Consider the following 24161-nt stretch of genomic DNA (forward strand, 5'->3'; position numbering starts at 1 on the left):
CGCTATTCCAGCCCGAGGCTGTTGCGCAGAATAGTCAGGCGTTCATCATCCCCGTCACGGGCGGCCTGCTGAAGAGATTTGGTTGGTGCATGGATCAGGCGGTTGGTCAGTTTCCAGGCCAGATCCTGCATAATGGCTTCTGCGTCGCCGCCCTGCTGAAGGGCGGCCAGCGCTTTGGCGGTCAGGTCATCACGCACCTGCTCCGCCTGACCGCGGTACTCACGGATAGTCTCGCTGACGCTTTGCGCGCGCAGCCAGGCCATAAACTCACTTGTTTCCTGCTCTACAATGGTTTCCGCCTGAACCGCCGCCGCTTTACGCTGGGCAAGGTTATGCGAAATGATGCTTTGCAGGTCGTCTACGCTGTAAAGGTAGGCGTTCGCCAGTTTACCGACTTCCGGTTCGACATCGCGCGGGACGGCAATATCCACCAGCAGCATCGGCTGATTACGGCGGGATTTCAGGGCTCGCTCGACCATCCCTTTACCGATAATCGGCAGCGGGCTGGCGGTAGAGCTGATGATAATATCTGCCTCTTTCAGGCGCTCATCGATGTCGCTCAGCGCAACCACCTCGGCACCCACCTCGTCCGCCAGCACCTGTGCACGTTCGCGGGTACGGTTAGCGATAATCATCTTTTTAACTTTGTGTTCGCGCAGATGGCGCGCCACAAGTTCGATGGTTTCGCCCGCCCCGACCAGCATCACAGTGACGGTCGACAGGGATTCAAAGATTTGACGGGCCAGGGTACAGGCCGCGAAAGCAACAGAAACCGCACTGGCACCAATGTCGGTTTCGGTTCGCACACGCTTCGCCACGGAGAATGACTTCTGGAACATACGCTCCAGTTCACTAGCTTTCAGATGCCCTTTTTGCGAATCGGCAAACGCCTTTTTCACCTGACCGAGAATTTGTGGCTCGCCGAGCACCAGCGAGTCCAGGCCGCTGGCCACACGCATCAGATGGCTGACTGCATCGTTATCCTGATGCCAGTAGAGGCTATTACGCAGCTCTTCTTCGTTGAGGTTGTGGTAATCACATAACCAGCGGATCAGCGCTTCATGCAGGTTGTCCTGCTCTTCAACGCTTAGGTAGAGTTCAGTACGGTTGCACGTCGAGAGCACCACGCCACCCTGCACCATCGGCTGTGCAAGCAGGCTGTCCAGCGCCAGGTCAAGCGTATCCGGCGAAAACGTTACGCGTTCTCGCAGCGAAACCGGGGCTGTTTTGTGGTTAATACCGAGTGCTAATAGGGTCATGTTGAGCGGGAGTAGTACCAGCGTTAATAAGGTTAGCAGAACGCATCATACAGGATGCGCGAGATCAATAAAAGAGACTGCCCCCTTTCGGAGTAATAGCTTATACAATGCTTTGAGATAATTTGAACGTAGACGGTGGCACCCTTCGACGCTAGCATTAACAGTTATAACTGCAACGTATCTCAAGGATTTGTCCTCATTATGACCCGACTGATTCGCCTGCTGCCCCTGGCGGCACTGGTTCTGACCGCATGTACCGTCACCCAACCTAAAGGCCCGGGCAAAAGCCCTGATTCACCGCAGTGGCGTCAGCACCAGCAGGACGTCCGCAATTTGAGCCAGTACCAGACCCGTGGTGCCTTCGCTTATCTCTCTGATGAACAAAAAGTGTATGCGCGTTTCTTCTGGCAGCAAACCGGGCAGGACAACTATCGCCTGCTGCTGTTAAATCCGCTGGGCAGCACCGAACTGGAGCTTATTGCCAAACCGGGTGAAGCGCAGATCACCGATAACAAAGGCAAGCACTATACCGCCACCGACGCCGAAGAGATGATCGGCAAGCTGACCGGAATGCCTATTCCGCTGAACAGCCTGCGCCAGTGGATCCTGGGCCTGCCGGGTGACGCGACCGACTACCAGCTTGACGACCAGTATCGTCTGAGCCAGGTGAACTACACCCAGAACGGCAAAACCTGGAAAGTGGTGTACAGTGCCTATGACAGCAACACCAGGCCTTCCCTGCCATCCAATATGGAACTGACCCAGGGCAGCCAGCGGATCAAGCTAAAAATGGACAACTGGATCGTTAAATGATGACCCACTGGCCTTCTCCGGCAAAACTGAATCTGTTTTTATACATCACCGGACAGCGTGCTGACGGATACCATACCCTGCAGACGCTGTTTCAGTTCCTTGATTACGGCGATACGATCGCGATTGGCCCGCGTCAGGACGGCGAGGTTTGCCTGCTGACGCCGGTTGATGGCGTGGCGCATGAAGATAACCTGATCGTGCGCGCTGCACGTCTGCTGATGAAAGTGGCGTCGGACACCGGTCGCCTGCCGGCAGGAAGCGGCGCGGATATCCGTATTGAGAAGCGTCTGCCGATGGGCGGTGGACTGGGCGGTGGCTCATCAAATGCCGCCACCGTGTTAGTTGCCCTGAATCACCTCTGGGGGTGCGGATTATCTCAGGATGAGCTGGCAGCGTTAGGCTTAACGCTGGGGGCGGACGTCCCGGTTTTCGTGCGCGGTCATGCGGCGTTTGCTGAAGGGGTGGGCGAAATACTTTCCCCGGTCGAGCCGCCGGAAAAATGGTACCTGGTGGCCCACCCGGGCGTCAGCATTCCGACCCCGGTCATCTTCAACGATCCTGACCTGCCACGGAATACCCCGGTGCGGTCAATAGAAACGTTATTAAATTGTGAATTCAGCAACGATTGCGAGGTTATCGCAAGAAAACGTTTTCGCGAGGTTGATGCGGTGCTTTCCTGGCTGTTAGAATACGCGCCGTCGCGCCTGACTGGCACAGGGGCCTGTGTCTTTGCTGAATTTGACACCGAATCCGCCGCTCGTCAGGTGCTTGAGCAAGCGCCGGTTTGGCTGCATGGTTTTGTAGCACGTGGGATGAACACCTCCCCCCTACAGCAAGCCATTCTGGCGCAGACTGAGTTTCGGTGACAACGTCACCCTGTTCCAGACGTTGCATCGCGCTCTTTAATACACCGCCTGGATAGCATTTCGCCTGGCCCGCACAGTTTGCGGCGAACGCTATCCACCACTGGACGCATGCCTGAGGTTCTTCTCGTGCCTGATATGAAGCTTTTTGCTGGTAACGCCACCCCGGAACTAGCACAACGTATTGCCAACCGCCTGTACACTTCCCTCGGCGACGCCGCTGTAGGTCGCTTTAGCGACGGCGAAGTCAGCGTACAAATCAATGAAAATGTACGCGGTGGTGATATTTTCATCATCCAGTCCACCTGTGCTCCAACAAATGACAACCTGATGGAACTGGTTGTTATGGTCGACGCCCTGCGTCGCGCTTCAGCAGGCCGTATCACTGCTGTTATTCCTTACTTCGGCTATGCTCGTCAGGACCGTCGTGTCCGTTCCGCGCGTGTGCCAATCACTGCCAAAGTTGTCGCTGATTTCCTCTCCAGCGTTGGCGTTGACCGTGTTCTGACCGTTGACCTGCATGCAGAACAGATCCAGGGCTTCTTCGACGTTCCGGTTGATAACGTATTCGGTAGCCCAATCCTGCTGGAAGACATGCTGCAGCTGAATCTGGATAACCCAATCGTGGTTTCTCCGGACATCGGCGGCGTGGTACGTGCTCGTGCTATCGCTAAGCTGCTGAACGATACCGACATGGCAATCATCGACAAACGCCGTCCACGCGCTAACGTTTCTCAGGTGATGCACATCATCGGTGACGTCGCTGGCCGTGACTGCGTGCTGGTTGACGACATGATCGATACCGGCGGTACGCTGTGTAAAGCAGCAGAAGCGCTGAAAGAACGTGGTGCCAAGCGCGTATTCGCCTACGCGACTCACCCGATCTTCTCCGGCAATGCAGTAAACAACCTCCGCAACTCCGTTATCGACGAAGTAGTGGTGTGCGATACCATCCCACTGAGTGACGAGATCAAAGCGCTGCCAAACGTGCGCACCTTGACCCTGTCCGGGATGCTGGCCGAAGCGATTCGTCGTATCAGCAACGAAGAATCTATCTCAGCAATGTTCGAACACTAATCGAACACGGCCGAAAAACCCGCTGCGGCGGGTTTTTTTGTCTCTGATATTTATTTGTATGATCAATGCCTCCTTCACCTGCCATTCACATGACAGATGATGCGCACACGGATGAGAGATAATTGTGAAACACGTAACCTCCTCACATGTTCTTCCCTTTCGCGCCCTCATCGACGCTTGCTGGAAAGAGAAATACACCGCTTCACGTTTTATGCGTGACCTTATTGCCGGTATCACCGTCGGGATTATTGCCATTCCGCTCGCCATGGCACTGGCAATTGGCAGCGGCGTAGCACCGCAGTATGGGCTTTACACGGCGGCCGTCGCCGGGATTGTGATTGCGCTAACGGGCGGGTCTCGCTTCAGCGTTTCCGGCCCGACAGCCGCATTTGTGGTGATCCTCTATCCCGTTTCTCAGCAGTTTGGCCTGGCAGGCCTGCTGGTCGCCACCCTGATGTCCGGCGTCTTTTTGATCCTGTTTGGTCTGGCCCGTTTTGGCCGGCTGATTGAATACATCCCCCTTTCCGTGACGCTGGGGTTCACCTCCGGGATTGGCATTACCATCGGGACAATGCAGATCAAGGACTTCCTCGGCCTGCAGATAGCCCACGTCCCTGAACATTACCTGCAAAAAGTCGGGGCGCTGTTTATGGCGCTCCCCACCGCCAACCCGGGCGATGCCGCCATCGGGATTGTTACCCTGGGCACGCTGATTATCTGGCCTCGTTTAGGCATTCGTCTGCCTGGCCACCTGCCCGCCCTGCTGTTGGGCTGTGCGGTGATGGCCATCGTTAATCTCTTTGGTGGCCACGTCGCGACCATTGGATCTCAGTTCCACTATGTTCTCGCTGACGGTTCACAGGGAAGCGGTATTCCTCAACTGTTACCGCAACTGGTACTGCCATGGGATATGCCGGGTTCCAGCTTCACCTTAAGCTGGGACTCCCTGCGCGCCCTTCTGCCCGCGGCCTTCTCAATGGCGATGCTGGGGGCCATTGAATCCCTGCTCTGTGCCGTCGTGCTGGACGGCATGACCGGCACCAAGCATAAAGCCAACAGCGAACTGGTTGGGCAGGGTCTGGGCAACATCATCGCCCCGTTCTTTGGCGGTATTACGGCAACAGCGGCCATCGCCCGCTCTGCGGCAAACGTACGTGCCGGGGCGACGTCGCCGGTATCGGCAGTTATCCACTCGGTGCTGGTGATCCTCGCCCTGCTGGTCCTCGCCCCGCTGCTGTCCTGGCTGCCGCTTTCAGCCATGGCTGCCCTGCTGCTGATGGTGGCGTGGAACATGAGCGAAGCACATAAGGTGGTCAATCTGCTGCGTCGCGCACCGAAAGACGACATCATCGTGATGCTGATTTGTATGTCGCTGACCGTGCTGTTCGATATGGTTATCGCCATCAGCGTCGGGATCGTGCTGGCCTCCCTGCTGTTTATGCGCCGTATAGCGCAGATGACGCGCCTTTCCCCGGTTAACGTAGAGGTACCTGACGATGTGCTGGTGCTGCGTGTGATTGGCCCGTTGTTCTTTGCCGCCGCGGAAGGTCTGTTCAGCGAACTGGAAACCCGTATCGTGGGCAAACGCATTGTGGTGCTGAAATGGGATGCCGTGCCGGTGCTGGATGCGGGTGGTCTGGATGCCTTCCAGCGCTTCGTTTCGCGTCTGCCGGAAGGCTGCGAACTGCGGGTGAGTAATCTCGAATTCCAGCCGCTGCGCACCATGGCGCGCGCGGGCGTGCAGCCTATCCCTGGCCGCCTGGCCTTTTATCCCAACCGTGAAGCCGCGTTAGCGGATCTGTGAATGCCCTGATGCAGAGAAACGTCTCTGCATCATCACGGCTATCGCCTGCTGGAGCCATGCAAGCACGGCAGGCGTCATCCATGTTCCTTTCATCAGATGCGGCTCCTGCTGCATGGCAACGCGAAACTTTTGCTGGGTTTCAGGATTCGTTCCCGCGTATGACTGGAACAATACCCGCCAGTGTTCAGCGAGCATTTGCGCCTCACCAGAAGACGGGTCAAGGTTTTCCCGCTGCGCCTGATGCAATTTCGCTACCAGTGGCGGCCATTCCATCATGCGATCAAAATAGTGTGCGCGGGTAAAGGCCATCTCTTCTGCAGAGAGATACTTTTCCCAGATGGCAAGCTTCGATTCGGCAAACGCCCGCGTAATATAGTCAGTCATTTCCGCCGTAATACCCGTCTGCTCACGCATCTGCGGCTCGACGCTGTGCATTTCGTTCAGCCGGGTGAGAAATTCCGGCTTACCTGCCGTATCCTGCTCCAGGCGTGACATCCAGCGCGTCGCCAGATCCCTGGCACGGGGATCCGAAACGTCGATATTATGCTTCAGCAGGTTATTTGCCTCAGCAACCAGACCTGACCAGATATCCGCAAGTGCCTCCTTCTGTACGGCAAACGGCAACTGCTGTAACTCCTCTTTGCTAAACCAGCGTTCGTACATATTCATTAACTCCAGAGTCTGTAGCCAGGATTCCAGATTGGGTGCCGCATCGTTGGTAAGCCCGGTACGCAATTCCACCAGCCTCTCGCGCAGCGTCAGCATGCTGCGCAGTTGCTTATCCAGCAAACTGATTTGCGCATCGAGTAATTCGGTTAACGACAGCGACTCCTGTTTCAGAAAATCCCTGATTTCAGCAAGTTCCAGCCCGGCTTTTGCCAGCACCTGAATCATATGCAGACGTTGCACATCCGCCAGATTATACAGCCGGTAACCTGCCGCACTTCTGGCAGAAGGCAGTAACAACCCTGTTTGCTCATAGTGATGCAATGTTCGCACGGTGATCCCGGCACGTTTCGCGAGTTCACCCACCTGAATCAACATAACTGCTCCTTTACTTTGCCAGTGGCACCACTCTGAAGCCTTACGTTACGTGAGGGTCAACCTTTCATGCAAAAAAAAACGACTCCATGAGGAGCCGTTTCGGTGTTCTTTCGTCGTAGCACGTTAGCTGTGTTTGTGCTGGTCCCTGCGGCAGCGCTTATCGTAATGGCGCACCCACCAGTATTTGTCGCAGACTTCTTCATGTCCACTCACGCGCGCACCGGCAAGCCATAGCACTGCACCAAGGAAGATACTCAATACCGCGCCATGCGCGAAGTATTGCGGAAGGTCAAGCTGCGGCAATTGGTTTAAAATTGAATAACCCACGCCAGCGACCATCACAAACAGTCCCAACCCCATCAGCACATTACCGAGTATCGAAGCGTTTTTGCGTTTCATATGTCACCTCCGGAACTTTGGGTTGTAAGGGGAAAAGCCCCTGATCCTTGTGTGTAAAGTATAGACAACGGCTCTTTTATGAGTTGCGTGAATGATCACATTTACAGATAACTCCCAGACAAAAGTTTACAAATAAGACATTGAACAGCTTGAAATTCTAATTGTTCAGATAAGTAATTATTCATATCTCGCGGTTCGGGCAGCAGAATTTTGTCAAGCGGCGCGTCAGACAGTAAACTACGCGCCAGATCTGGAACCCATTAGGAATTGAATCGTGACGATTAAACTGATTGTCGGCCTCGCGAACCCAGGCGCAGAGTACGCGGCGACCCGCCACAATGCCGGTGCCTGGTACGTTGATCTGCTGGCCGAACGGTTACGTGCTCCCCTGCGTGAAGAACCAAAATTCTACGGGTATACTTCACGTATCAATCTTGCTGGCGCAGATGTCCGTCTGCTGGTGCCCACCACCTTTATGAACCTGAGCGGCAAAGCTGTTGCAGCCATGGCGACGTTTTATCGCATTAACCCGGATGAAATTCTGGTGGCCCACGATGAGCTGGACCTGCCCCCCGGTGTGGCAAAATTCAAACTGGGCGGTGGTCATGGCGGTCACAATGGTCTGAAAGACATTATCAGCAAGCTGGGCAATAACCCCAATTTCCACCGTTTGCGCGTGGGAATCGGCCATCCGGGCGATAAAAACAAAGTTGTCGGTTTTGTGTTAGGTAAACCGCCGGTTTCTGAGCAGAAACTGATTGACGAAGCGGTCGACGAAGCGGTGCGCTGCACCGAAATCTGGCTGCAGGATGGCCTAACCAAAGCGACAAACCGCTTACACGCTTTCAAAGCGCAATAATCCGCCCGATACGGCTTTTTTACCGCGCGTGGTGCGGGTTACGTGTATAATAGGCGTAGTTATTTACTTTTCATCAATCGGTTATCGTTAACGGATTGATTATCAAGATATTAAGGTGATTTAGAAATGGGATTCAAATGCGGTATCGTCGGTCTGCCAAACGTGGGCAAATCCACCCTGTTCAACGCGCTCACCAAAGCAGGTATTGAAGCGGCGAACTTCCCGTTCTGTACCATCGAACCGAACACCGGCGTTGTGCCAATGCCCGATCCGCGTCTGGACCAGCTCGCGGAAATCGTGAAGCCGCAGCGCATTCTGCCGACCACCATGGAGTTCGTGGACATCGCGGGCCTGGTGAAAGGTGCATCCAAAGGCGAAGGCCTCGGTAACCAGTTCCTGACCAACATCCGTGAAACGGAAGCAATTGGTCACGTTGTCCGTTGCTTCGAGAACGACAACATCATCCACGTTAACAACAAAGTGGATCCGGCTGACGACATCGAGGTGATCAACACCGAGCTTGCACTGTCTGACCTCGACACCTGTGAACGCGCTATTCACCGCGTGCAGAAGAAAGCCAAAGGTGGCGACAAAGACGCGAAAGCAGAACTGGCTGCGCTGGAAAAATGTCTGCCACAGCTGGAAAACGCGGGCATGCTGCGCGCGCTGAAAAACCTGACAGAAGAAGACAAGGCGGCAATCAAATATCTGAGCTTCCTGACTCTGAAGCCAACTATGTACATTGCCAACGTTAACGAAGACGGTTTCGAGAACAACCCGTACCTGGACAAAGTGCGTGAAATCGCGGCGGCTGAAGGTTCAGTGGTTGTAGCGGTTTGCGCTGCCGTTGAATCCGACATTGCAGAGCTGGACGACGCTGACCGTGACGAATTCATGGCCGAGCTGGGTCTGGAAGAGCCGGGCCTGAACCGCGTGATCCGCGCAGGCTATGAGCTGCTGAACCTGCAGACCTACTTCACCGCTGGCGTGAAAGAAGTGCGTGCGTGGACCATTCCTGTGGGTGCGACTGCGCCTCAGGCGGCCGGTAAGATCCACACCGACTTCGAGAAAGGCTTCATTCGTGCGCAGACTATCGCGTTTGAAGATTTCATCACCTACAAAGGTGAGCAAGGTGCGAAAGAGGCAGGCAAGATGCGTGCGGAAGGGAAAGATTACATCGTTAAAGATGGCGATGTGATGAACTTCCTGTTTAACGTTTGATTTATTTTGAATGAAAAAAATCCACGCTTTGGCGTGGATTTTTTTCATTCCGGGGTTAAAACACATTTTCCAGGAGTTCTGTTTTCATGCTGGGTTCAAAGGGAATGATTTCAACAGTCGCAAGCTTTAACTTCTGAAAAGGATCCTCGCGTAAGCGCTCTTCAAGAGAGGCAAGACTCTCGCACTTAGCGAGAATGACACCGCCGTTTCTTGGGATCCGTCTACCGGACGCCAGAAAAATCCCCTCTGCATACCCCTTTTTTAGCCACTCAACATGAGCAGGTATCGCTGCGTCGATTTCATCGAGTGGTTTTATATAGGTCAAAATGACAATGTAAACCGTGCTCATCCTTTGCCTCTTAACTCTATTTTTTTAAACCGCTTGTTGGAACTGCTGATACAGTCCCTGTTTTGCCACCGGTTATAGTTATCATTTTTTTTAGCGCTTTTGATCTTAATATGCAGGGCCCGATTGAGACAACGCGTTACGCTTCATATCCCAGGAATAAAACCAATCATGCCAACCATTTTGTTTTGCTGGATAGCTACAGAAAACGAACACTTCCTTTGACAGATTGAATGTTAAGTAATAGAAAGTCGCACCTTCAGGAGGTGCAGATCAAAATAGTTTTTCGCCCTGAGCATCGAAGATGGTCAAAACGGTTGGTAATGGCTTAGACTCGCTTAACGCAAAGACTAACTGGCGTGTTGAGTCGACCATTGCATGGTCTAAAAATGGCATACTAACCACTCTGTTACTTTCACCACTAGCCCAATGAAGCAGGTTATTTTCTTTAAAATAAATGAGATTTTCAATCATTGGTAAACCTCAACTTTTAAAGTTTTATCTTTTTCAAATCACCTTCAAAAAGCCCCACAAGATATACCCGGTATCGTGCTGGTTGCACTTCTTTATACGTTAATACACTAGAAAAATCTTTCAAACACTTTGAACATGTATTTTTCGAAACATCTAATTGGCTATCGTCGTAGCTATATTTCTTATGTTCACTAACAAGCTTCACACCTCTCATTTTCTTAACCAAAAAGCTTTTTACCTCTTCAGTAAGCGTATCAAACTCATATGAGTTTACGATAGAGTAGACTATTACCCCGTCACATTCAGGGCATGATATTTCCTTTCCATACTCTATGAAATCATTGTCAATGCCATCGAGGACTAATAACTTCATTTTAAGTCGATTAGTTATTTTCATTTCCTCTATAACTTTTAACCCCAATAATAACAAGTAAGATTAAAAGTAAATAGATGATGTTATTAGTCAATAACTTAATTTAGGCAAACCTTGGTTATTGATTATATTGAATTCCAAACTATATATATACCATGGTTGAATGACTTTGTCTCATACGAGACAGAAATTCGGCCCCATTCATAATCCCATCTAATCATTTCTGTTTTCGTAATATCAGGAACCCCTAAATTTAGAGAAAGGCTTAGCCAATCAGACAAGCTTTTCACTGAGTTATTTAGCATGTTAATATTAGTTCTCGCATCCCAGTCCTTTAGGGATTTATAATATTCACTATCTTTATCGACAAGATGAACCATAAAAGGAAAACCAAAACATATTGGCCGTATGTTAATTTCAAATTCTTTATCGCAAAAAAACACCGGATCAATAAGATAGTGATAAGGCATGTATTTCTTTACAGCATTAAACGTATTTAGTTTGTGATAAAGTTTACTGTTGCAAAATCCTTCTTCAGTATCAATCTCTAAAGTTAGACCATCGAAAATTAGCTTTCCCGTTTTCGCATTAAAATTTAAGTTTATCATATATCTAAAATCTTTCCTGGGGTTAAAAGATGTCTCGATTCCTCTGGGATAAAGAACTGAAGTCCTCCCCCATCTCCATACAACTTATTGGCTGCAGCTCTACCGTAAGCAACATCTATGTCTTCGCTTACATAGAAAACCCTTAATTTCGTACGTACAGGCCATCGAGGATCTAATTTCACCTGTAACGCTTGATGATAACCCAAAGGATAGCCTCTATATTGATTGACTGTTGGGAATGTCACAGTATATGAGGGTTGTTGATTCCCATTCGGGTAAAGAGCATAAAGAATTGTACCTTTTTTCAGCTTCCTATTCTTATAAACATCAATACCGGGATAATCATCATTTCCAGGGCCTTGCCACTTCGTTGCTTCTTTAGATGGATCCTTACATTTACGACTCAACCCCCACGGATCCACCCACCCCAGCGCATTAGGCGCATACTGGTAAAGGTTTATCCCCCCCGCCAGCCCTATCGGGTCCTGCTGCGTAAATCTTCCGCAGTCCGGGTCATAATACCGGAACAGATTGTAGTGCAGCCCTGTCTCACGGTCCAGGTATTGCCCCTGCATGCGCAGGTTCTGAGAATATCCTGATACCTGCGTCTCGCTTTCCCGCAGCAGCTTGCCCCAGGCGCTGTTCACCCCTTCCCAGCGCACCTGCCCTTCGCTATCCGTCATCCGCTCCGTCGTGCCGTTGGGCTGGCAGTGGAACCAGAAAATCTCCGGGGAATCAACGCCATCGACACGCGCCAGCGGATCGTAACTGTCCTGATCGCTGTAGACACTGGTCAGCGGCACATCCCCGTGCACCTCCTGCAGCAGACGGAACCCTTCCCAGACAAACCGGGTGGTGACCGGCTTGCCGGTTGGCTGTCCGCCCAGCATCTGGCGTCGCGTTTTGCTGATGCGTCGCCCAAGCGGATCGTAGCGGAAGCTGACGCCCAAGCGGATCGTAGCGGAAGCTGACCTGCGTCTGCGGTTTGTTGCGGTCCCGCGGCTGTCTAATCACTTCCGTCAGGCGATGCTCCCCGTCGTAGCAGTAGTGCCAGCGGGTCTGGCCGTTATCCTTCTCCACGGTGCGGCCGTGGATATCATAGCGCCAGCGAATGCCGTTCAGCTGCGTCAGACAGTTGTGCGTGACTTTCTCAGCAGAACCTTCGAGCAGTGAAGGTTCTGTAGTGGTAGCGGTTTGCGCCGCGGTGGAATCCGATACCGCTGAAATGGACGACGCCGGCCGTGAAGAGTCCATGGCCGAGCAGGGTCTGGAAGAGCCGGGCCTGAACCGCGTGATCCGCGCGGGCTATGAGCAGCTGAACCTGCAAAGCTACTTCACCGCTGGTGTAAAAGAAGTGCGTGCGTGGACCATCCCGGTCGGTGCGACTGCGCCTCAGGCAGCCGGTAAGATCCACACCGACTTCGAGAAAGGCTTCATTCGTGCGCAGACTATCGCGTTTGAAGACTTCATCACCTACAAAGATGAGCAAGGCGCGAAAGAAGCGGGCAAGATGCGTGCGGAAGGGAAAGATTACATCGTTAAAGATGGCGATGTGATGAACTTCCTGTTTAACGTTTGATTGGTTTTGAATGAAAAAATCCACGCTTAGGCGCGGATTTTTATTCCGATATAAATTTCCCAGATATTATTAAATTTAAAAAATACCTTCTTTGAGAGGATGGTCTTTTATTCCTCCCCAAGGGTCATCTAGTAAAAACTTAGCAGCAACAGCTTCTTTTGCCGGTACAAGAGTGAAATTATAGTAAATTTCATCGCCTTCACAAATCTCATAAAAAAGTGAATAAACTTTATCGTTCACATCTATATTTAAATCGAATTTCTCAGTTGCAGAAGCGATTTGCAGCTTATGTTTATCCGTAATGAAAAATGGTACAACAATACAGCGCTGAGCATTTTCATCCAATTTGAAAGCATTCTCTATTTTGATATTGACGTTTGCTCCAAACGCGTCCTCTGGTAATGGATCGAATATAACATAATCCTTGTGAAGAACAGCACCTTGAGAAACATTACCCTTTCCCCACTGACTCAGCTTTTCGTCATAGTCTCGGGATCGTAACACTATTTGACTATGTGAAATCAGTAGATCAACTATTTGTATTTTTTTATCATTCATTACACTACCTCGATTTTTATTATCGTTCTACCAATAATGTGAGGTCAGGCCATCAAAAATAAAATACCTGTGATATTTTTAAGGTGTTAATGAGTGGCGGTAATACGAAATCTGACAGGGGAAGCACCCTACCCCTGATGCTCAAATATTGGTCAGGATATTATCGACAAGCTCAAACCCTGATACCCCCATTGTTGTGTAATTAGGGTATTCGGCAACAGTTAACCGCCTGGTTTCGTCCTCTCCATTATATAAACCACCAGCATAATTAAATATTTTCAATTGTTTTTTTTCTTCTGTAAGATCAGTGTGACCAATAATTTTCCAAACGCCCTTGCTGATATTTTGGTTGCCGGTAAAGATAATTTTCGTCTCTTTGCCAAACTTTTCAAAACTTAGCGGTGTTAATGAATCGCCATCAATAAGTTCTTCAGCCTGCTGGATTGATAATATGCAGAACCCTATGGCTTGCTGAAATTTTTTGCTTGGAGCAAAAACAATATGACAAATCGCATATTTCCCATTGCTCAATGGAATGACAAAGATGTCACCCTCTTTGTATTTTACTTTCATAAGCCATTACCTTTCAGAATTGATAACGCATCATTCAATACTTTTCCACCTCAATCACTGCTATGACCCGCAATATCATATGTGCTAGCATTTGGGTTATTAGGACTATACGATCTGATTTTATTGAGGAGATTTGTTAAGGAATTCGTTGGCTTAGCTCCACCATTAAGATCCATAATTCTTTGTTCCAAGTATTTAGCTTCAGCTTTGGTCAAATTATTATCAAATATGGTCAGCTGTTCCAAATGAGATTTACCCGGTGTATTCGCATGGCTATTCAAACGCGTTGGTGCATCCCCACGTCCTACATAGATAATATTCTTTCCATCGTGTAGCACATACAACCCTTGTCCATTTACAGGATCATAATGTTTGCCTGTCCCCCCAGCCCTACGTGTAGAAGGTAAACCCTTACAAGGTGTTAGACCTAAAGGATCAGTCCAGATTATAGGATTAGGAGCATAGCTGTAAAGATTTAACCCGCCATTTAACCCTATCGGGTCCTGCTGCGTAAACCGCCCGCAGTCCGGGTCGTAATACCGGAACAGATTGTAGTGCAGCCCTGTCTCACGGTCCAGGTATTGCCCCTGCATGCGCAGGTTCTGAGAATATCCTGATACCTGCGTCTCGCTTTCCCACAGCAGCCTGCCCCGGCGCTGTTCACCGCTTCCCTGCGCACCTGCCCAGGCAGCGTACCGTCCTGAACCAGCAAACGCCCGGCGCTGTCGTATTGCCAGCGGTACCAGCTGAACGGGTTATCGTCATGCTCTTCCCGCACCAGATTATTGCGGTAGTCGTAATCCCAGCGGCGATGCAGTCGGCTAAGACGGACAGGTGGTCAGCAACCCCTGGGTGCGGCTGATCTCACGGTGAAGTTCGTCGCGGCTAAAATCTGAGACCGACAGCTTATTGAGAGCAGGATGAACAAGGCGCGAAGAAGCAGGCAAGATGCGTGCGGAAGGGAAAGATTACATTGTTAAAGATGGCGATGTGATGAACTTCTTGTTTAACGTTTGATTTATTTTTTATTGCAGGGTCAAAATACATTTTCCAGGAGTTCTGTTTTCATGCTGGGTTCAAAAGGAATGAGATCAGCAGTCGCAAGCTTTAACCTCTGAAAAGGATCTTCGCGCAAGCGCTCTTCAAGAGAGGCAAGACTCTCACACTTAGCAAGAATGACACCATCGTTTCTTGGGATCCGTCTACCGGACGCCAGGAAAATTCCTTCTGCGTATCCCTTTTTAAGCCACTCAACATGAGCAGGTATCTCTGCGTCAATCTCTTCGAGTGGTTTTATAAAGGTCAAAATAACTATGTAAACCGTGCTCATCCTTTGCCTTTCCGTTAGGTTTTTCTCTAAGTAATAATTAAGTCGTTCGTTGGACCTAAAGAAACATTTCCTCTTATGCCATAAGATCACGTTATAATTTTTAGCGGAAATTTTAATCTTAAAAGGGATCACTATGAGATATTATCTTACGCTTCACCATAATAATGCCATAACATACGATACAAACTGGTAAGCTCTTTATTTTTAAGCTTTTTATTTCACTTAATCACTAAAAATAAAGTTTTCTTCTGCCAGTTTATTTTTTTCCTTGTATTCCTTTTCCCACTCGAAGTATCCGTCAGGTTCATTTGGAGAAACTCCTGTTGTCCAATATTGATCACCATAAGCAATTAACATTGCCCAATGATATTCACTTTCATGACAGCGCAAAGCAATAGACATGTAATCATTTTCCGTAAAACGAACAAGTGGAGAGGCTAATACTATTCGTTCAGCCTCACTCTCTGTTTCATTCGCATATTTAACAATGATCGCTTTAATTAACTCAATCCAACTATAGTAATTAAAAACAACACTTTCATTTGAATCATTAAATTGGATACCATCGATAATATTCATTGCCCTTTACACCTTTTTTTACTTTGTAACGATCAAACACGGTTGCAGCTTTATTTAAGAAAATAGCAAGCTGTGAACCTATGGGCTTAGCCTTTCCCCCTTTTTTTACAGCACCAGGGTTTGCTAACATTGGCTCACTTACAGCATCATAACTATGTGCAAGTGTATTGGCTCTACCCTGAATTACAAATTTAGCCCATTCATTATCAGCAGACTCAAATACTTTTATATTTAGTTTATTCAGTTCTCCATTCTACCCATTTAATAGCCGGTGATTTATCAGTATTTAGAGATAAATACCCTCTTCTAATGCATTTTCAGTAAACGCTGCTTTTGTAAAGAAAATGAGAACATCCGCGCCTTGTTTTGTATATTTAACTTCATAATTACCAGGTTCTAAAGTAATAAACTCATCTGACATAGCTTCGGAGTCATCAGGATCAAGGGCGCCGCCCGTAACATTCTCCCCCTCCCCGATGAAAACTTTCCCAGAAGATACGCTTAAGAATTATGCAACTGTATACTCACCAACATCGTATCTAATATTGACATTATAGGTTCCGTCACCACCAAGATTGGAGATAACATATTGCATTTTTATTTCTTCATCTTTTGGTAGACTGCACCAATCTACATCCTCATTAATTCTATGCTTTAATAGCATCAAATCATAAATAACTAATACGGCAGTATCGGTTTCTATAGTTATAAATTATCAAGTAATAAATGAAGGGATTAGGTTAAAAATAGGTATAAGCCCACCTGGCACTCAAAAATATAACAATATGTTTTTTATAAGCTAATCATCATAACATGCTGCGGTAAAAATAAAAGACCGAAAAACACAAACTACTCACCGACCTGCATATTAGTTAATTATACTTTCTATAGATTTTACAACGCTTTTATAGAATTGAATCGACTCTTCACCTATTAGTATATTCTCAATCGGCGAGTCTACTTCCACGCCATGATGATCATATATTTTATTTCTAACAGGGTTTTTAAAATAATGTTGAGGTAAGACATCCACTTCACGCATGTCGATAGTTTTAAACGTTACGAAATAACCGTTTTTCCAACATGAATTATCAGTAATAATTGGCGACAGCAGCAAATTATCTTTTGCCAATACAGCATCTTCTTGAAGCGAAGATGTAAAATAGTTATATATATATATAACTATGGCATTCTTGAACGGGCCGACATCTATTTTACCCAAAGAGACCATGCCATAGCCTAACCGACCATCATTTAACTGAAAGTAAAAAACATCGCCTTCTTTAGGCCATTTTTTTTGATTTTCTTTTGCTGGCACTATAGTAAGTCTATCGACCATTTTCCATTAACCCTATTATTTAAGCCAATTTCCGCCACACATAATAGCATCCGAGTATAACTTTCTTGTCGGACTTATGCTATTGATAGAATTTTAAAAGTGGGGATTATTGTGAATAATTTCTGGTTCTCTGATCCACGCATGACCGCAATTTAACAGTTCTTCAGTAATTCTAACTATTTTATCGAACATTTCACCAAGCCACCAAGCTGTACAGCACGGATATCTACATCCTTAGTGATCCCTACATAGATAGGTCTGACATCTTTATATCTTAAATACACATGGGTATTATTTCCACTTTTTTCTTTTAATCCACTCAGCAAAAGACATGTTTCTCATTGATCGTTTAGGGCATCCGTTTTTGCAAACGGTTAAACCAACAGGATCCACCCACCCCAGCGCATTCGGCGCATACGGGTAAAGGTTTATCGCCCCACCAGCCATATCGGCCCCTTTTGCGTAAACCGCCCGCTGTCCGGATCGTAATACCGGAACAGATTGTATGCAGCCCGGTCTCACAGTCCAGGTATTGCCCCTGCATGTGCAGGTTCTGAGAAAATCGTGATACCTGCGTCTCAGCTTCCCGCAACTGCTTTCCCCACGCGCTGTTAACCCCTTCCCAGCGCACCTGCACTTCGCTATCCGACGTCCGCTCGGGCATGCCGTTAGGCTGGCAATGGAACCAGAAGATCTCCGGGGTATCTACGCCGTCAATTCGTACCAGCGGATCGTTGCTGTCCTGATCGCTATAGACATAGGTGAGCCGCACATCCCCATGCACCACCTGCAGCAGGAGGAACCCTTCCCAGGCAAACCAGGAAGTGACTAGCTTGCCAGTTGCCATCCAGCATCTGGTATCGCGTTTACGCCAGCGAATGCCATTCAGTTGCGTCTTACAATTATTAACGACCTACTACTTAGCAGAATCTTCGAGCGGGTTATCTGCTGCATGACAGCGGCGCTGGCGACGGGCATTGCCGACAAAGACGTCCCGGCTATACAGTTGGCCCATGCGATCGTACTCGCTGCGGGTGGTCAGAAGCCTTGCGTACGGCTGATCTCACGGTGGAGTACGTCGCGAGTATACTCACCGCTAATCGAGAGCAAGGCGCAAAAGAAGCAGACAAGGTTCTTGCCGAAGGGTAGGATTATATCGTTCAGATGGTGAAGTGCTGAACTTCTTGTTTAACGTTTAATTTTTTTTGAACAAAAGAAATGCACGCTTTGGCGTTGATTTTTATTGATATTAAACAAGTAGTCCATAATTGAATCAGGAACTCTTATAACATAAATATAGTATTACTTTCTTTAATCATATCCAAGCTTCCTAACGCACCAAGTTCTAAAGAATAAACCTCATCAGTACCTCTACACAAATTAAGGAAATACCCTAGATCGCCATCTTGACCAATCAATAAAAATTCAGGTTCAACCTCTTGAATTGTGTATGTAATATTTCTTTCAAGTAAATCGAAACAATTGAATACATATAAATGTTCACCATTCGCTCTTTTAATCTCATAAGAGTCAGTGTCTCTAACATTCTCAACCATAAATCGCTTATATTCAGCAGGTAAAGATTTGTGCACTAGTTGTTCAATTTTATCCAACTGATCGATTAAATCCTGCTTTACCATATGTGTTTACCGATATAAGAACAAGCCATATTAAAAACAAATGTCATTGCAATGAGACTAGCATTTGTTAGTGAATTAGTAGAAATTAACAATGCGGAAAAGTGTTGTTAATTGCCTACAGATAATTAGTTGTTAATTGTTTTTTATAGAATCCATGCAAACTACACCTCTTCCCAAACTTTTATTAATGCCGATATGTTTCTTCAGCGTTTAAGATTATAAACTTCAAAAATATTTTTTCAAAATAAATTTCGCACCCAATAATGAGCATCAAGTCCAGTGTGGCCATCATTAACTATATCTCTCAAATAAGGATAGCTTCCAATTTCATAAACACTTAATCTATAATGACCTATCCACATCGGTGCATACTGGTAAAGGTTTCCCCCCCGCCAGCCCTATCGGGTGCGACTGAGTAAACCGCCCGCAGTCCGGATCGTAATAACGGAACAGATTGTAGTGCAGTCCTGTCTCACGTTACAGGTATTGCCCCTGCATACTCAGCTCCTGGGAATAACATGATATCTGCGTCTCGCCTTTTCGCAGCAACTTGCACCAGGCGTTGTCTCCCCCTCTCCAGCGCACCTGCCCTTCACTATCCATCATTCGCTCCGGCATGCCGTTAGGATGGCAGTAGAACCAGGAAATCTCAGGTCAGCAACGCCATCAATACGCGCCAGCGGATCGTAGCTCTCCTGATCGCTGTAGACATAGGTCAACGGCACATTCCCCGCACTTCCTGCAGCAGGCGGAACCCCTCTCAAGCAAACCGGGTGGTGACGGGCTTACCGGTTAGCTTTACGCCAGCGAATACCATTCAGCTGTGTCAGCCAATCTTACTCGCTACGGATGGTCAGCAGCCCTGCGTAAGGCTGGTCTCACGGTGGAGTACGTCGTGAGTATACTAACCGCTAATCGAGAGCAAGGTGCAAAAGAAGCAGACGAGGTTCGTGCGGAAGGGAAAGACTACATCGTTAAAGATGGCATAGTGTTAACCTATTGTTTAAATTGTAAATTCTATAAGTTAACTATCTTATACCCTCTTGCGCATAGAGAACTTAAGGTATTTTTAGGCCGATCCTGAAAAGCACGCTGTTTTCCATAAACATAAGCATCGTTAAAATATTTATTCGCTTCCTCGAATAATTCCACTCGGTACGGTCCGTTACGAGGTCGATCAATGGCGCAGTGCCTATATTCGTTCGACGTTTGCGTAATGTGGTCTCTCCCCATTTCTTCGCCTTATCATACTCCGCGAGATCGAAGTAAGGGCTGTACATGCATACAAATATCCAGTTGGCAAGTTCCAATGCACCCTTCAGCTAAGATAGCGCTTTCTGGACTTGTTGTTATTGCTCAAAGCCTCGATATAGTTCTTGTTATCGTGTAAATCGTTTCCTTTTCAATAGTATTTATTATAGATATTTGCATACTAAAGTCCTTGCCTATGTCAATAATGCATTTATTTTAGAGCAGCAAATAAGCCTTACTAAAAAACCGTATCTAAATTTAACTTAAAATTATAAAGTCAATACAGTACAATCAATCATCTTATAACAAATATTTTTTAATATTAATGACTCTATAATACTCCAATCACCACCACCAAGGCCAGCTCCTATTCTTGGCATTTGTACTGAAAGACGATTCATCAACGCAAAGTCAGACAATTTTGCGAGACAAATATCTAAGAATTCATAGCATACATATTGATTATTATCATTGTTGTTTTTCTTGATCCCATCCTGTGCAAACATATTAGCAACAAATATCCTTTTTTGATCATCAACCATAACAAAATCTACCTTACCTAATTCTGGAACGCCATTATCTTTAAAATTGTTGTGATAGTTTTTCTTCGAAGCTGGATATTTTTTCGAAAGAGACAAAACAAATCCCTTCCCCCATTTGCCTTTGTTATTTACAATGTGAGCAATAACTGTGGATTTGTTCAAACACTTTACAGCATCTCCGGATAAATACTTTATTCGGTTTTTTTCTTTAAATGAATCGAGTGAATCCATCCAGACACTTTCAAATTTTTCATTTGAAATCTCTTCAGAGTCACTTAAGTCTAAGTCGCTTTTCTTACCATCATAAAGCAGGAAACCTACTTGTTCGTTTTTATCTAACAAAGAGGAAGAAGCATAATACTCACCATCAACAATATTTATTTGACGTGTCGCGACATCTCCTATAAATTCACTAAGAATGCACCCTTGCCCAGAGATAAAATCAACGTTTCCTTTAAAATATTTTTTCTCCAACTACAATCCCTCCCTCTTTTAACAATTCTTTTAGAATCATCAAAATCTTTTATATACAAGACCAAAAGTGTATTTTCTCGTGATTCAATTACCATCTAAGCCAATAGCAGCTATTTCGGCAAAATGGCTTATTCCTTTTAATTTTCTTGCATTACCATATCTATCAACTTCTAATTGGCCTAGTAACATTTTCACAATTGCATCAATATCTTTGAAGTGTTAGTCCGCCAATCATTTCAGGTATGATATTAATGAAGTATTGTCCATCCTCGAAGCGGACAAGTATATCTCCTGTTGAAGGTCTTATTACACCACTCTTCGTGATATCTTTCATCTCTTCTTCGGCTGTATCATGAATCAATGTGTAAGAAGTCAACTCCACCCAATCGCATTCGGCGCCTACGGGTAAAGGTTTATCCTCCCACTAGCCCTATGTGTCCTGCTGCGTAAACCGCCCGCAGTCCGGGTCGTAATACCGGAACAGATTGTAGTGTAGCCCTGTCTCACGGTCCAGGTATTGCCCCTGCATCCGCAGGTTCTGGGAATATCCTGATACCTGCTTCTCGCTTTCCCGCAGCAGCTTGCCCCAGACGCTGTTCACCCCTTCCCAGCGCACCTGCCCTTCGATATCCGTCATCCGCTCCGGCGTGCCGTTCGGCTGACAGTGGAAACAGAAGATCTCCGGTGCTTCCACGCCGTCAATGCGCGCCAGCGGGTCCTAGCTGTCCTGATCGCTGTAGACACATGTCAGCGGCACGTCCCCGTGCACTTCCTGCAGCAGACGGAACCCTTCCCAGACAAACCGGGTGCTGACTGGCTTGCCGGTTGGCTGTCCGCCCAGCATCTGGCGTCGCATTTTGCTGATGCTGCGACCGAGTGGATCGTAGCGGAAGCTGACCTGCGTCAGGCTGTTGTGCGTGACCTTCTCAGCAGAATCTTCCAGCGAGTTACCGGCAGCATCCCAGCGCCACTGCTCCTTGCCGGGCAGCGTGCCGTCCTGAACAAGCAAACGCTCGGCGCTGTCGTACTGCCAGCGGTACCAGCTGAACGGGTTATCGTCCCGCTATTCAGGTATCAGGTTATTACGGTAGTCATAATCCCAGCGGCGATACCCGCATCGCGGTGCCGGACGCTGGGCATTGCCGGTAAAGACGTTCCGGCGATGCAGTTGACCAAGACGGTCGTACTCGCTGCGGGTAGTCAGCAGCCCCTGGGTGCGGCTGGTCCCATGGTGAAGTTCGTCGCGGCTAAAATCTGAAACCGACAGCTTATTGAGAGCAAGGTGAACAAGGCGCGAAGAAGCAGGCAAGATGCGTGCGGAAGGCAAAGATTACATCGTTAAAGATGGCGATGTGATGAACTCTTGTTTAACGTTTGATTTCCTTACGGGGTCAAAACACATTTTCCAGGAGTTCTGTCTTCATACTGGGTTCAAAAGGAATGATTTCGGCAGTCGCAAGTTTTAACCTCTGAAAAGGATCCTCGCATAAGCGTTCTTCATGAGAGGCAAGACTCTCACACTTAGGGAGAATGACACCACCGTTTCTTGGGATCCGTCTACCGGACGTCAGGCCCCCCCTCTACGTATCCTTTTTTAAGCCACTCAACATGAGCAGGTATCGCTGCGTCAATCTCTTCGAGTGGTTTTATATAGGTTAAAATAACTATGTAAACCGTGCTCATCCTTTGCCTCTCAGTTAGGTTTTTACGCCGATTGTTGGAACTGTTTATGCAGCTCCTCTTTTGCCACCCGGTATTGTTATAACGTTTATGTGTATTTTAATCTTAATACGCGGGTCCGGATTGGGAAAATACGTTATGCATCATATGAAAAACCAATCATGCCAGCCGTTTTTTTACCGCATAACTACAGACAATGATGACTTACCTTGGAAGAGTGAATGTTAAGCAATAAAAAAGTCCCTTGGGGAGGTGCAGATAAATATACTTTGTCACACAGTGCATTGAAGTTTGTCAAAACGGCTGGTAACGGCTTTTGTTCATTTAATACAAAGACTAATTAACGTGTTGAATCTAACATTGCATAGTCTAATAATGATATGCCGAAAGTATATTTTTACCGTTTAACGATCACAATGCTTCTATAATCTGTTTCATTTTTTATCCAGAATATTTCATCTTGAGGTAAGGTTCCATCACTGCAGAAATCAACAAGTTCACCTAACCATCCATCAGGAACATATTTGTGATAATGCATATTCTCAACACATTCAGAATATAGTCGCTTACTATCAAAGTCTATAAATAAATCCGGCATTAGATCATATATATCCCACCATGTTGTTTTTTCTGAAAGCCTATTGTAAAACGCCACAGACATATCATCCTTATCGTATAAATAACCCTCTTTAATTAAGTTATCAATGAATATTTGTACGTTTTCTTCATTTACTACTGGTATGTCATATCTTTCTTTATGGATATCCTGTAAGTTAATTTCCACCCCGTTTTTCACAAAATCGTCTACCCATCTAACTCTGTCCAAAACCCACATTTCTTTAAAGGCAACGAACCAGTAAAATCTTCCTTCGTTCTTCACTATTACAAGGAGTTCATCATCTTTATTAACATTCATATAGTAACCTATTTTACATTCCCCGAGCCTGGAATCGCTACTTCTTCAAGCCATTCTGCCCACATTGATGGTAATTCATACGATCTACCTGGCGTTGTCGGATCGACACGCTTAGGAGCTAACCAACCTTGATTTAACGGATTAGTACGATAAACGGCCTGAGGTATTGCACTTTCTTCTATGAAATCCGCCATCCACTTAGGAAGTTGAAAGGAGACAATTTCTGCATTACCACCTCTAATATCAAGGAAATGCTGAGCATGTGAGCTATCTCCAATACTGATATTTAAGGTTCCACTATTTAAGTGGTCCACGCTGAATTTTGGGGTTATTAGCAGAATCTAATTTGATTCTGACCCGACTTGCATTTGGTGGAATTCCCGCTTGAACCCTAAATATAGATTCAGTTGCATTGGGATCCCCTCTCTTGCATAGACCCAGCGGAGCTATTCAACCTAATGGATTAGGAGCATAGCTGTAAAGATTTAACCCGCCATATAGCCCTATTGTCAACGCCGCTGGATATAACCTTTTTTCACCGTTTTATTTTGATTGCCGCT

At 47.1% G+C, this 24161-nt stretch carries 22 protein-coding genes and 11 pseudogenes; 10 read left to right on the forward strand and 23 right to left on the reverse strand.

Annotated elements, in window-relative coordinates; genetic code table 11:
- Nucleotides 1-2 precede the first annotated feature (2 nt).
- On the reverse strand, nt 3-1259 hold the full coding sequence (gene hemA, locus AAIR21_RS23175) for a glutamyl-tRNA reductase (protein WP_014170500.1): 1257 nt from the start codon (nt 1257-1259) through the stop codon (nt 3-5).
- A gap of 201 nt (nt 1260-1460) precedes the next feature.
- On the opposite strand from hemA, the gene lolB reads away from it, so the two are divergent.
- From lolB to dauA, 4 genes are all read left to right on the forward strand, one after another.
- The gene (gene lolB / locus AAIR21_RS23180) at nt 1461-2072 is read left to right on the forward strand and encodes a lipoprotein insertase outer membrane protein LolB (RefSeq protein ID WP_020882344.1); all 612 of its coding nucleotides are present in this window, start codon (nt 1461-1463) and stop codon (nt 2070-2072) included.
- On the forward strand, nt 2069-2938 hold the full coding sequence (ispE, locus tag AAIR21_RS23185) for a 4-(cytidine 5'-diphospho)-2-C-methyl-D-erythritol kinase (RefSeq protein WP_040017712.1): 870 nt from the start codon (nt 2069-2071) through the stop codon (nt 2936-2938). The genes lolB and ispE overlap by 4 nt, the downstream gene beginning before the upstream one ends.
- A 126-nt stretch (nt 2939-3064) precedes the next feature.
- A complete protein-coding gene (gene prs / locus AAIR21_RS23190) occupies nt 3065-4012 on the forward strand; it encodes a ribose-phosphate diphosphokinase (RefSeq protein WP_003856663.1) in 948 nt (315 codons plus the stop codon).
- Nucleotides 4013-4136: 124 nt separating this feature from the next.
- On the forward strand, nt 4137-5816 hold the full coding sequence (gene dauA / locus AAIR21_RS23195) for a C4-dicarboxylic acid transporter DauA (protein ID WP_020882342.1): 1680 nt from the start codon (nt 4137-4139) through the stop codon (nt 5814-5816).
- Here dauA and AAIR21_RS23200 read toward each other — a convergent pair.
- On the reverse strand, nt 5802-6860 hold the full coding sequence (locus AAIR21_RS23200) for a MerR family transcriptional regulator (RefSeq protein WP_020882341.1): 1059 nt from the start codon (nt 6858-6860) through the stop codon (nt 5802-5804). The two genes, dauA and AAIR21_RS23200, sit on opposite strands and share 15 nt — an antisense overlap.
- Before the next feature lie 123 nt (nt 6861-6983).
- On the reverse strand, nt 6984-7259 hold the full coding sequence (gene ychH / locus AAIR21_RS23205) for a stress-induced protein YchH (RefSeq protein ID WP_014170506.1): 276 nt from the start codon (nt 7257-7259) through the stop codon (nt 6984-6986).
- Nucleotides 7260-7533: 274 nt separating this feature from the next.
- Here ychH and pth point away from each other — a divergent pair, with 274 nt between their 5' ends.
- Both pth and ychF read left to right on the forward strand, forming a co-directional pair.
- Nucleotides 7534-8118, forward strand: a complete 585-nt coding sequence (gene pth, locus AAIR21_RS23210) for an aminoacyl-tRNA hydrolase (RefSeq protein ID WP_006175913.1) — start codon at nt 7534-7536, stop codon at nt 8116-8118.
- A 126-nt stretch (nt 8119-8244) separates the two neighbouring features.
- Nucleotides 8245-9339 (forward strand): redox-regulated ATPase YchF, encoded by a 1095-nt coding sequence (gene ychF / locus AAIR21_RS23215; RefSeq protein ID WP_014170508.1) that lies wholly within the window; start codon nt 8245-8247, stop codon nt 9337-9339.
- 55 nt (nt 9340-9394) lie between these two features.
- On the opposite strand, the gene AAIR21_RS23220 is transcribed toward ychF, so the two are convergent.
- The 5 genes and pseudogenes from AAIR21_RS23220 to AAIR21_RS23240 form a co-directional block, all read right to left on the reverse strand.
- Nucleotides 9395-9688 carry a YciI family protein gene (locus AAIR21_RS23220; protein WP_014170518.1) on the reverse strand — a complete coding sequence of 98 codons (294 nt, stop codon included), beginning with the start codon at nt 9686-9688 and terminating at the stop codon, nt 9395-9397.
- A gap of 270 nt (nt 9689-9958) precedes the next feature.
- The gene (locus AAIR21_RS23225; protein ID WP_020882339.1) at nt 9959-10159 is read right to left on the reverse strand and encodes a hypothetical protein; all 201 of its coding nucleotides are present in this window, start codon (nt 10157-10159) and stop codon (nt 9959-9961) included.
- 16 nt (nt 10160-10175) lie between these two features.
- Nucleotides 10176-10556, reverse strand: a complete 381-nt coding sequence (locus AAIR21_RS23230) for a hypothetical protein (protein ID WP_032669729.1) — start codon at nt 10554-10556, stop codon at nt 10176-10178.
- A gap of 101 nt (nt 10557-10657) precedes the next feature.
- Nucleotides 10658-11140, reverse strand: a complete 483-nt coding sequence (locus AAIR21_RS23235) for a hypothetical protein (RefSeq protein ID WP_020882338.1) — start codon at nt 11138-11140, stop codon at nt 10658-10660.
- Nucleotides 11137-12307: pseudogene (locus tag AAIR21_RS23240) on the reverse strand (RHS repeat domain-containing protein); the annotation flags it as partial. The gene AAIR21_RS23235 and the pseudogene AAIR21_RS23240, both read right to left, overlap by 4 nt.
- Between AAIR21_RS23240 and AAIR21_RS23245 the strand changes: the two are divergent.
- A pseudogene (locus AAIR21_RS23245) lies at nt 12297-12719 on the forward strand (DUF933 domain-containing protein); the annotation flags it as partial. The pseudogenes AAIR21_RS23240 and AAIR21_RS23245 sit on opposite strands and share 11 nt — an antisense overlap.
- A gap of 75 nt (nt 12720-12794) precedes the next feature.
- Here the strand turns inward: AAIR21_RS23245 and comJ are convergent.
- The 3 genes and pseudogenes from comJ to AAIR21_RS23260 form a co-directional block, all read right to left on the reverse strand.
- Complete coding sequence (comJ, locus tag AAIR21_RS23250; RefSeq protein ID WP_020882335.1) at nt 12795-13277, reverse strand: competence protein ComJ; 483 nt, start codon at nt 13275-13277, stop codon at nt 12795-12797.
- Nucleotides 13278-13418: 141 nt separating this feature from the next.
- Nucleotides 13419-13850, reverse strand: coding sequence for an immunity 26/phosphotriesterase HocA family protein (locus AAIR21_RS23255; RefSeq protein ID WP_020882334.1), 432 nt, complete (start codon nt 13848-13850; stop codon nt 13419-13421).
- Between the two features lie 50 nt (nt 13851-13900).
- A pseudogene (locus AAIR21_RS23260) lies at nt 13901-14788 on the reverse strand (RHS repeat-associated core domain-containing protein); the annotation flags it as partial.
- On the opposite strand from AAIR21_RS23260, the pseudogene AAIR21_RS23265 reads away from it, so the two are divergent.
- Nucleotides 14784-14867 (forward strand): annotated as a pseudogene (locus AAIR21_RS23265) (DUF933 domain-containing protein); the annotation flags it as partial. The pseudogenes AAIR21_RS23260 and AAIR21_RS23265 overlap by 5 nt on opposite strands.
- Nucleotides 14868-14886: 19 nt before the next feature.
- On the opposite strand, the gene AAIR21_RS23270 reads toward AAIR21_RS23265, so the two are convergent.
- The 7 genes and pseudogenes from AAIR21_RS23270 to AAIR21_RS23300 form a co-directional block, all read right to left on the reverse strand.
- On the reverse strand, nt 14887-15180 hold the full coding sequence (locus AAIR21_RS23270) for a YciI family protein (RefSeq protein WP_020882332.1): 294 nt from the start codon (nt 15178-15180) through the stop codon (nt 14887-14889).
- Between the two features lie 222 nt (nt 15181-15402).
- Nucleotides 15403-15759: a hypothetical protein gene (locus AAIR21_RS23275; RefSeq protein ID WP_007949666.1), complete on the reverse strand. Its 357-nt coding sequence runs from the start codon at nt 15757-15759 to the stop codon at nt 15403-15405.
- 286 nt (nt 15760-16045) lie between these two features.
- Nucleotides 16046-16468: pseudogene (locus tag AAIR21_RS23280) on the reverse strand (DUF6386 family protein).
- A 159-nt stretch (nt 16469-16627) separates the two neighbouring features.
- Nucleotides 16628-17098, reverse strand: coding sequence for an Imm26 family immunity protein (locus AAIR21_RS23285; protein WP_020882331.1), 471 nt, complete (start codon nt 17096-17098; stop codon nt 16628-16630).
- A 369-nt stretch (nt 17099-17467) separates the two neighbouring features.
- Nucleotides 17468-18274: pseudogene (locus AAIR21_RS23290) on the reverse strand (RHS repeat domain-containing protein); the annotation flags it as partial.
- A 107-nt stretch (nt 18275-18381) separates the two neighbouring features.
- Entirely contained in the window at nt 18382-18738 is a 357-nt protein-coding gene (locus tag AAIR21_RS23295) for a hypothetical protein (RefSeq protein WP_020882329.1), read from the reverse strand.
- A gap of 350 nt (nt 18739-19088) precedes the next feature.
- Nucleotides 19089-19531 (reverse strand): annotated as a pseudogene (locus AAIR21_RS23300) (RHS repeat-associated core domain-containing protein); the annotation flags it as partial.
- A 111-nt stretch (nt 19532-19642) separates the two neighbouring features.
- On the opposite strand from AAIR21_RS23300, the pseudogene AAIR21_RS23305 reads away from it, so the two are divergent.
- Nucleotides 19643-19747 (forward strand): annotated as a pseudogene (locus AAIR21_RS23305) (DUF933 domain-containing protein); the annotation flags it as partial.
- 511 nt (nt 19748-20258) lie between these two features.
- Here AAIR21_RS23305 and AAIR21_RS23310 read toward each other — a convergent pair.
- Nucleotides 20259-21005 carry a macro domain-containing protein gene (locus tag AAIR21_RS23310; RefSeq protein WP_020882326.1) on the reverse strand — a complete coding sequence of 249 codons (747 nt, stop codon included), beginning with the start codon at nt 21003-21005 and terminating at the stop codon, nt 20259-20261.
- A 402-nt stretch (nt 21006-21407) separates the two neighbouring features.
- Nucleotides 21408-22287, reverse strand: a pseudogene (locus AAIR21_RS23315) (RHS repeat domain-containing protein); the annotation flags it as partial.
- Here AAIR21_RS23315 and AAIR21_RS23320 point away from each other — a divergent pair.
- A pseudogene (locus AAIR21_RS23320) lies at nt 22284-22383 on the forward strand (DUF933 domain-containing protein); the annotation flags it as partial. The pseudogenes AAIR21_RS23315 and AAIR21_RS23320 sit on opposite strands and share 4 nt — an antisense overlap.
- Before the next feature lie 13 nt (nt 22384-22396).
- Here the strand turns inward: AAIR21_RS23320 and AAIR21_RS23325 are convergent.
- From AAIR21_RS23325 to AAIR21_RS23335, 3 genes and pseudogenes are all read right to left on the reverse strand, one after another.
- Nucleotides 22397-22688, reverse strand: a pseudogene (locus AAIR21_RS23325) (YciI family protein).
- Between the two features lie 394 nt (nt 22689-23082).
- Nucleotides 23083-23601: a hypothetical protein gene (locus AAIR21_RS23330; RefSeq protein ID WP_020882321.1), complete on the reverse strand. Its 519-nt coding sequence runs from the start codon at nt 23599-23601 to the stop codon at nt 23083-23085.
- Between the two features lie 8 nt (nt 23602-23609).
- Nucleotides 23610-23915 carry a hypothetical protein gene (locus AAIR21_RS23335; RefSeq protein ID WP_126488231.1) on the reverse strand — a complete coding sequence of 102 codons (306 nt, stop codon included), beginning with the start codon at nt 23913-23915 and terminating at the stop codon, nt 23610-23612.
- Nucleotides 23916-24161 lie beyond the last annotated feature (246 nt).

Origin of the sequence: Enterobacter sp. PTB (assembly GCF_051130085.1) — a bacterium.
Taxonomy (GTDB): domain Bacteria; phylum Pseudomonadota; class Gammaproteobacteria; order Enterobacterales; family Enterobacteriaceae; genus Enterobacter; species Enterobacter ludwigii.

What these genes read in the sequence shown, in the direction of transcription:
- AAIR21_RS23230 (WP_032669729.1), bottom strand. Translation starts at nt 10,556, where the DNA reads ATGAAAATAACTAATCGACTTAAAATGAAGTTATTAGTCCTCGATGGC.
- AAIR21_RS23275 (WP_007949666.1), bottom strand. Translation starts at nt 15,759, where the DNA reads ATGAATATTATCGATGGTATCCAATTTAATGATTCAAATGAAAGTGTT.
- AAIR21_RS23295 (WP_020882329.1), bottom strand. Translation starts at nt 18,738, where the DNA reads ATGGTAAAGCAGGATTTAATCGATCAGTTGGATAAAATTGAACAACTA.
- AAIR21_RS23225 (WP_020882339.1), bottom strand. Translation starts at nt 10,159, where the DNA reads ATGATTGAAAATCTCATTTATTTTAAAGAAAATAACCTGCTTCATTGG.
- AAIR21_RS23270 (WP_020882332.1), bottom strand. Translation starts at nt 15,180, where the DNA reads ATGAGCACGGTTTACATAGTTATTTTGACCTTTATAAAACCACTCGAA.
- AAIR21_RS23235 (WP_020882338.1), bottom strand. Translation starts at nt 11,140, where the DNA reads ATGATAAACTTAAATTTTAATGCGAAAACGGGAAAGCTAATTTTCGAT.
- ispE (WP_040017712.1), top strand. Translation starts at nt 2,069, where the DNA reads ATGATGACCCACTGGCCTTCTCCGGCAAAACTGAATCTGTTTTTATAC.
- AAIR21_RS23220 (WP_014170518.1), bottom strand. Translation starts at nt 9,688, where the DNA reads ATGAGCACGGTTTACATTGTCATTTTGACCTATATAAAACCACTCGAT.
- hemA (WP_014170500.1), bottom strand. Translation starts at nt 1,259, where the DNA reads ATGACCCTATTAGCACTCGGTATTAACCACAAAACAGCCCCGGTTTCG.
- AAIR21_RS23330 (WP_020882321.1), bottom strand. Translation starts at nt 23,601, where the DNA reads ATGAATGTTAATAAAGATGATGAACTCCTTGTAATAGTGAAGAACGAA.
- ychF (WP_014170508.1), top strand. Translation starts at nt 8,245, where the DNA reads ATGGGATTCAAATGCGGTATCGTCGGTCTGCCAAACGTGGGCAAATCC.
- AAIR21_RS23200 (WP_020882341.1), bottom strand. Translation starts at nt 6,860, where the DNA reads ATGTTGATTCAGGTGGGTGAACTCGCGAAACGTGCCGGGATCACCGTG.
- lolB (WP_020882344.1), top strand. Translation starts at nt 1,461, where the DNA reads ATGACCCGACTGATTCGCCTGCTGCCCCTGGCGGCACTGGTTCTGACC.
- comJ (WP_020882335.1), bottom strand. Translation starts at nt 13,277, where the DNA reads ATGAATGATAAAAAAATACAAATAGTTGATCTACTGATTTCACATAGT.
- AAIR21_RS23285 (WP_020882331.1), bottom strand. Translation starts at nt 17,098, where the DNA reads ATGGTCGATAGACTTACTATAGTGCCAGCAAAAGAAAATCAAAAAAAA.
- ychH (WP_014170506.1), bottom strand. Translation starts at nt 7,259, where the DNA reads ATGAAACGCAAAAACGCTTCGATACTCGGTAATGTGCTGATGGGGTTG.
- AAIR21_RS23255 (WP_020882334.1), bottom strand. Translation starts at nt 13,850, where the DNA reads ATGAAAGTAAAATACAAAGAGGGTGACATCTTTGTCATTCCATTGAGC.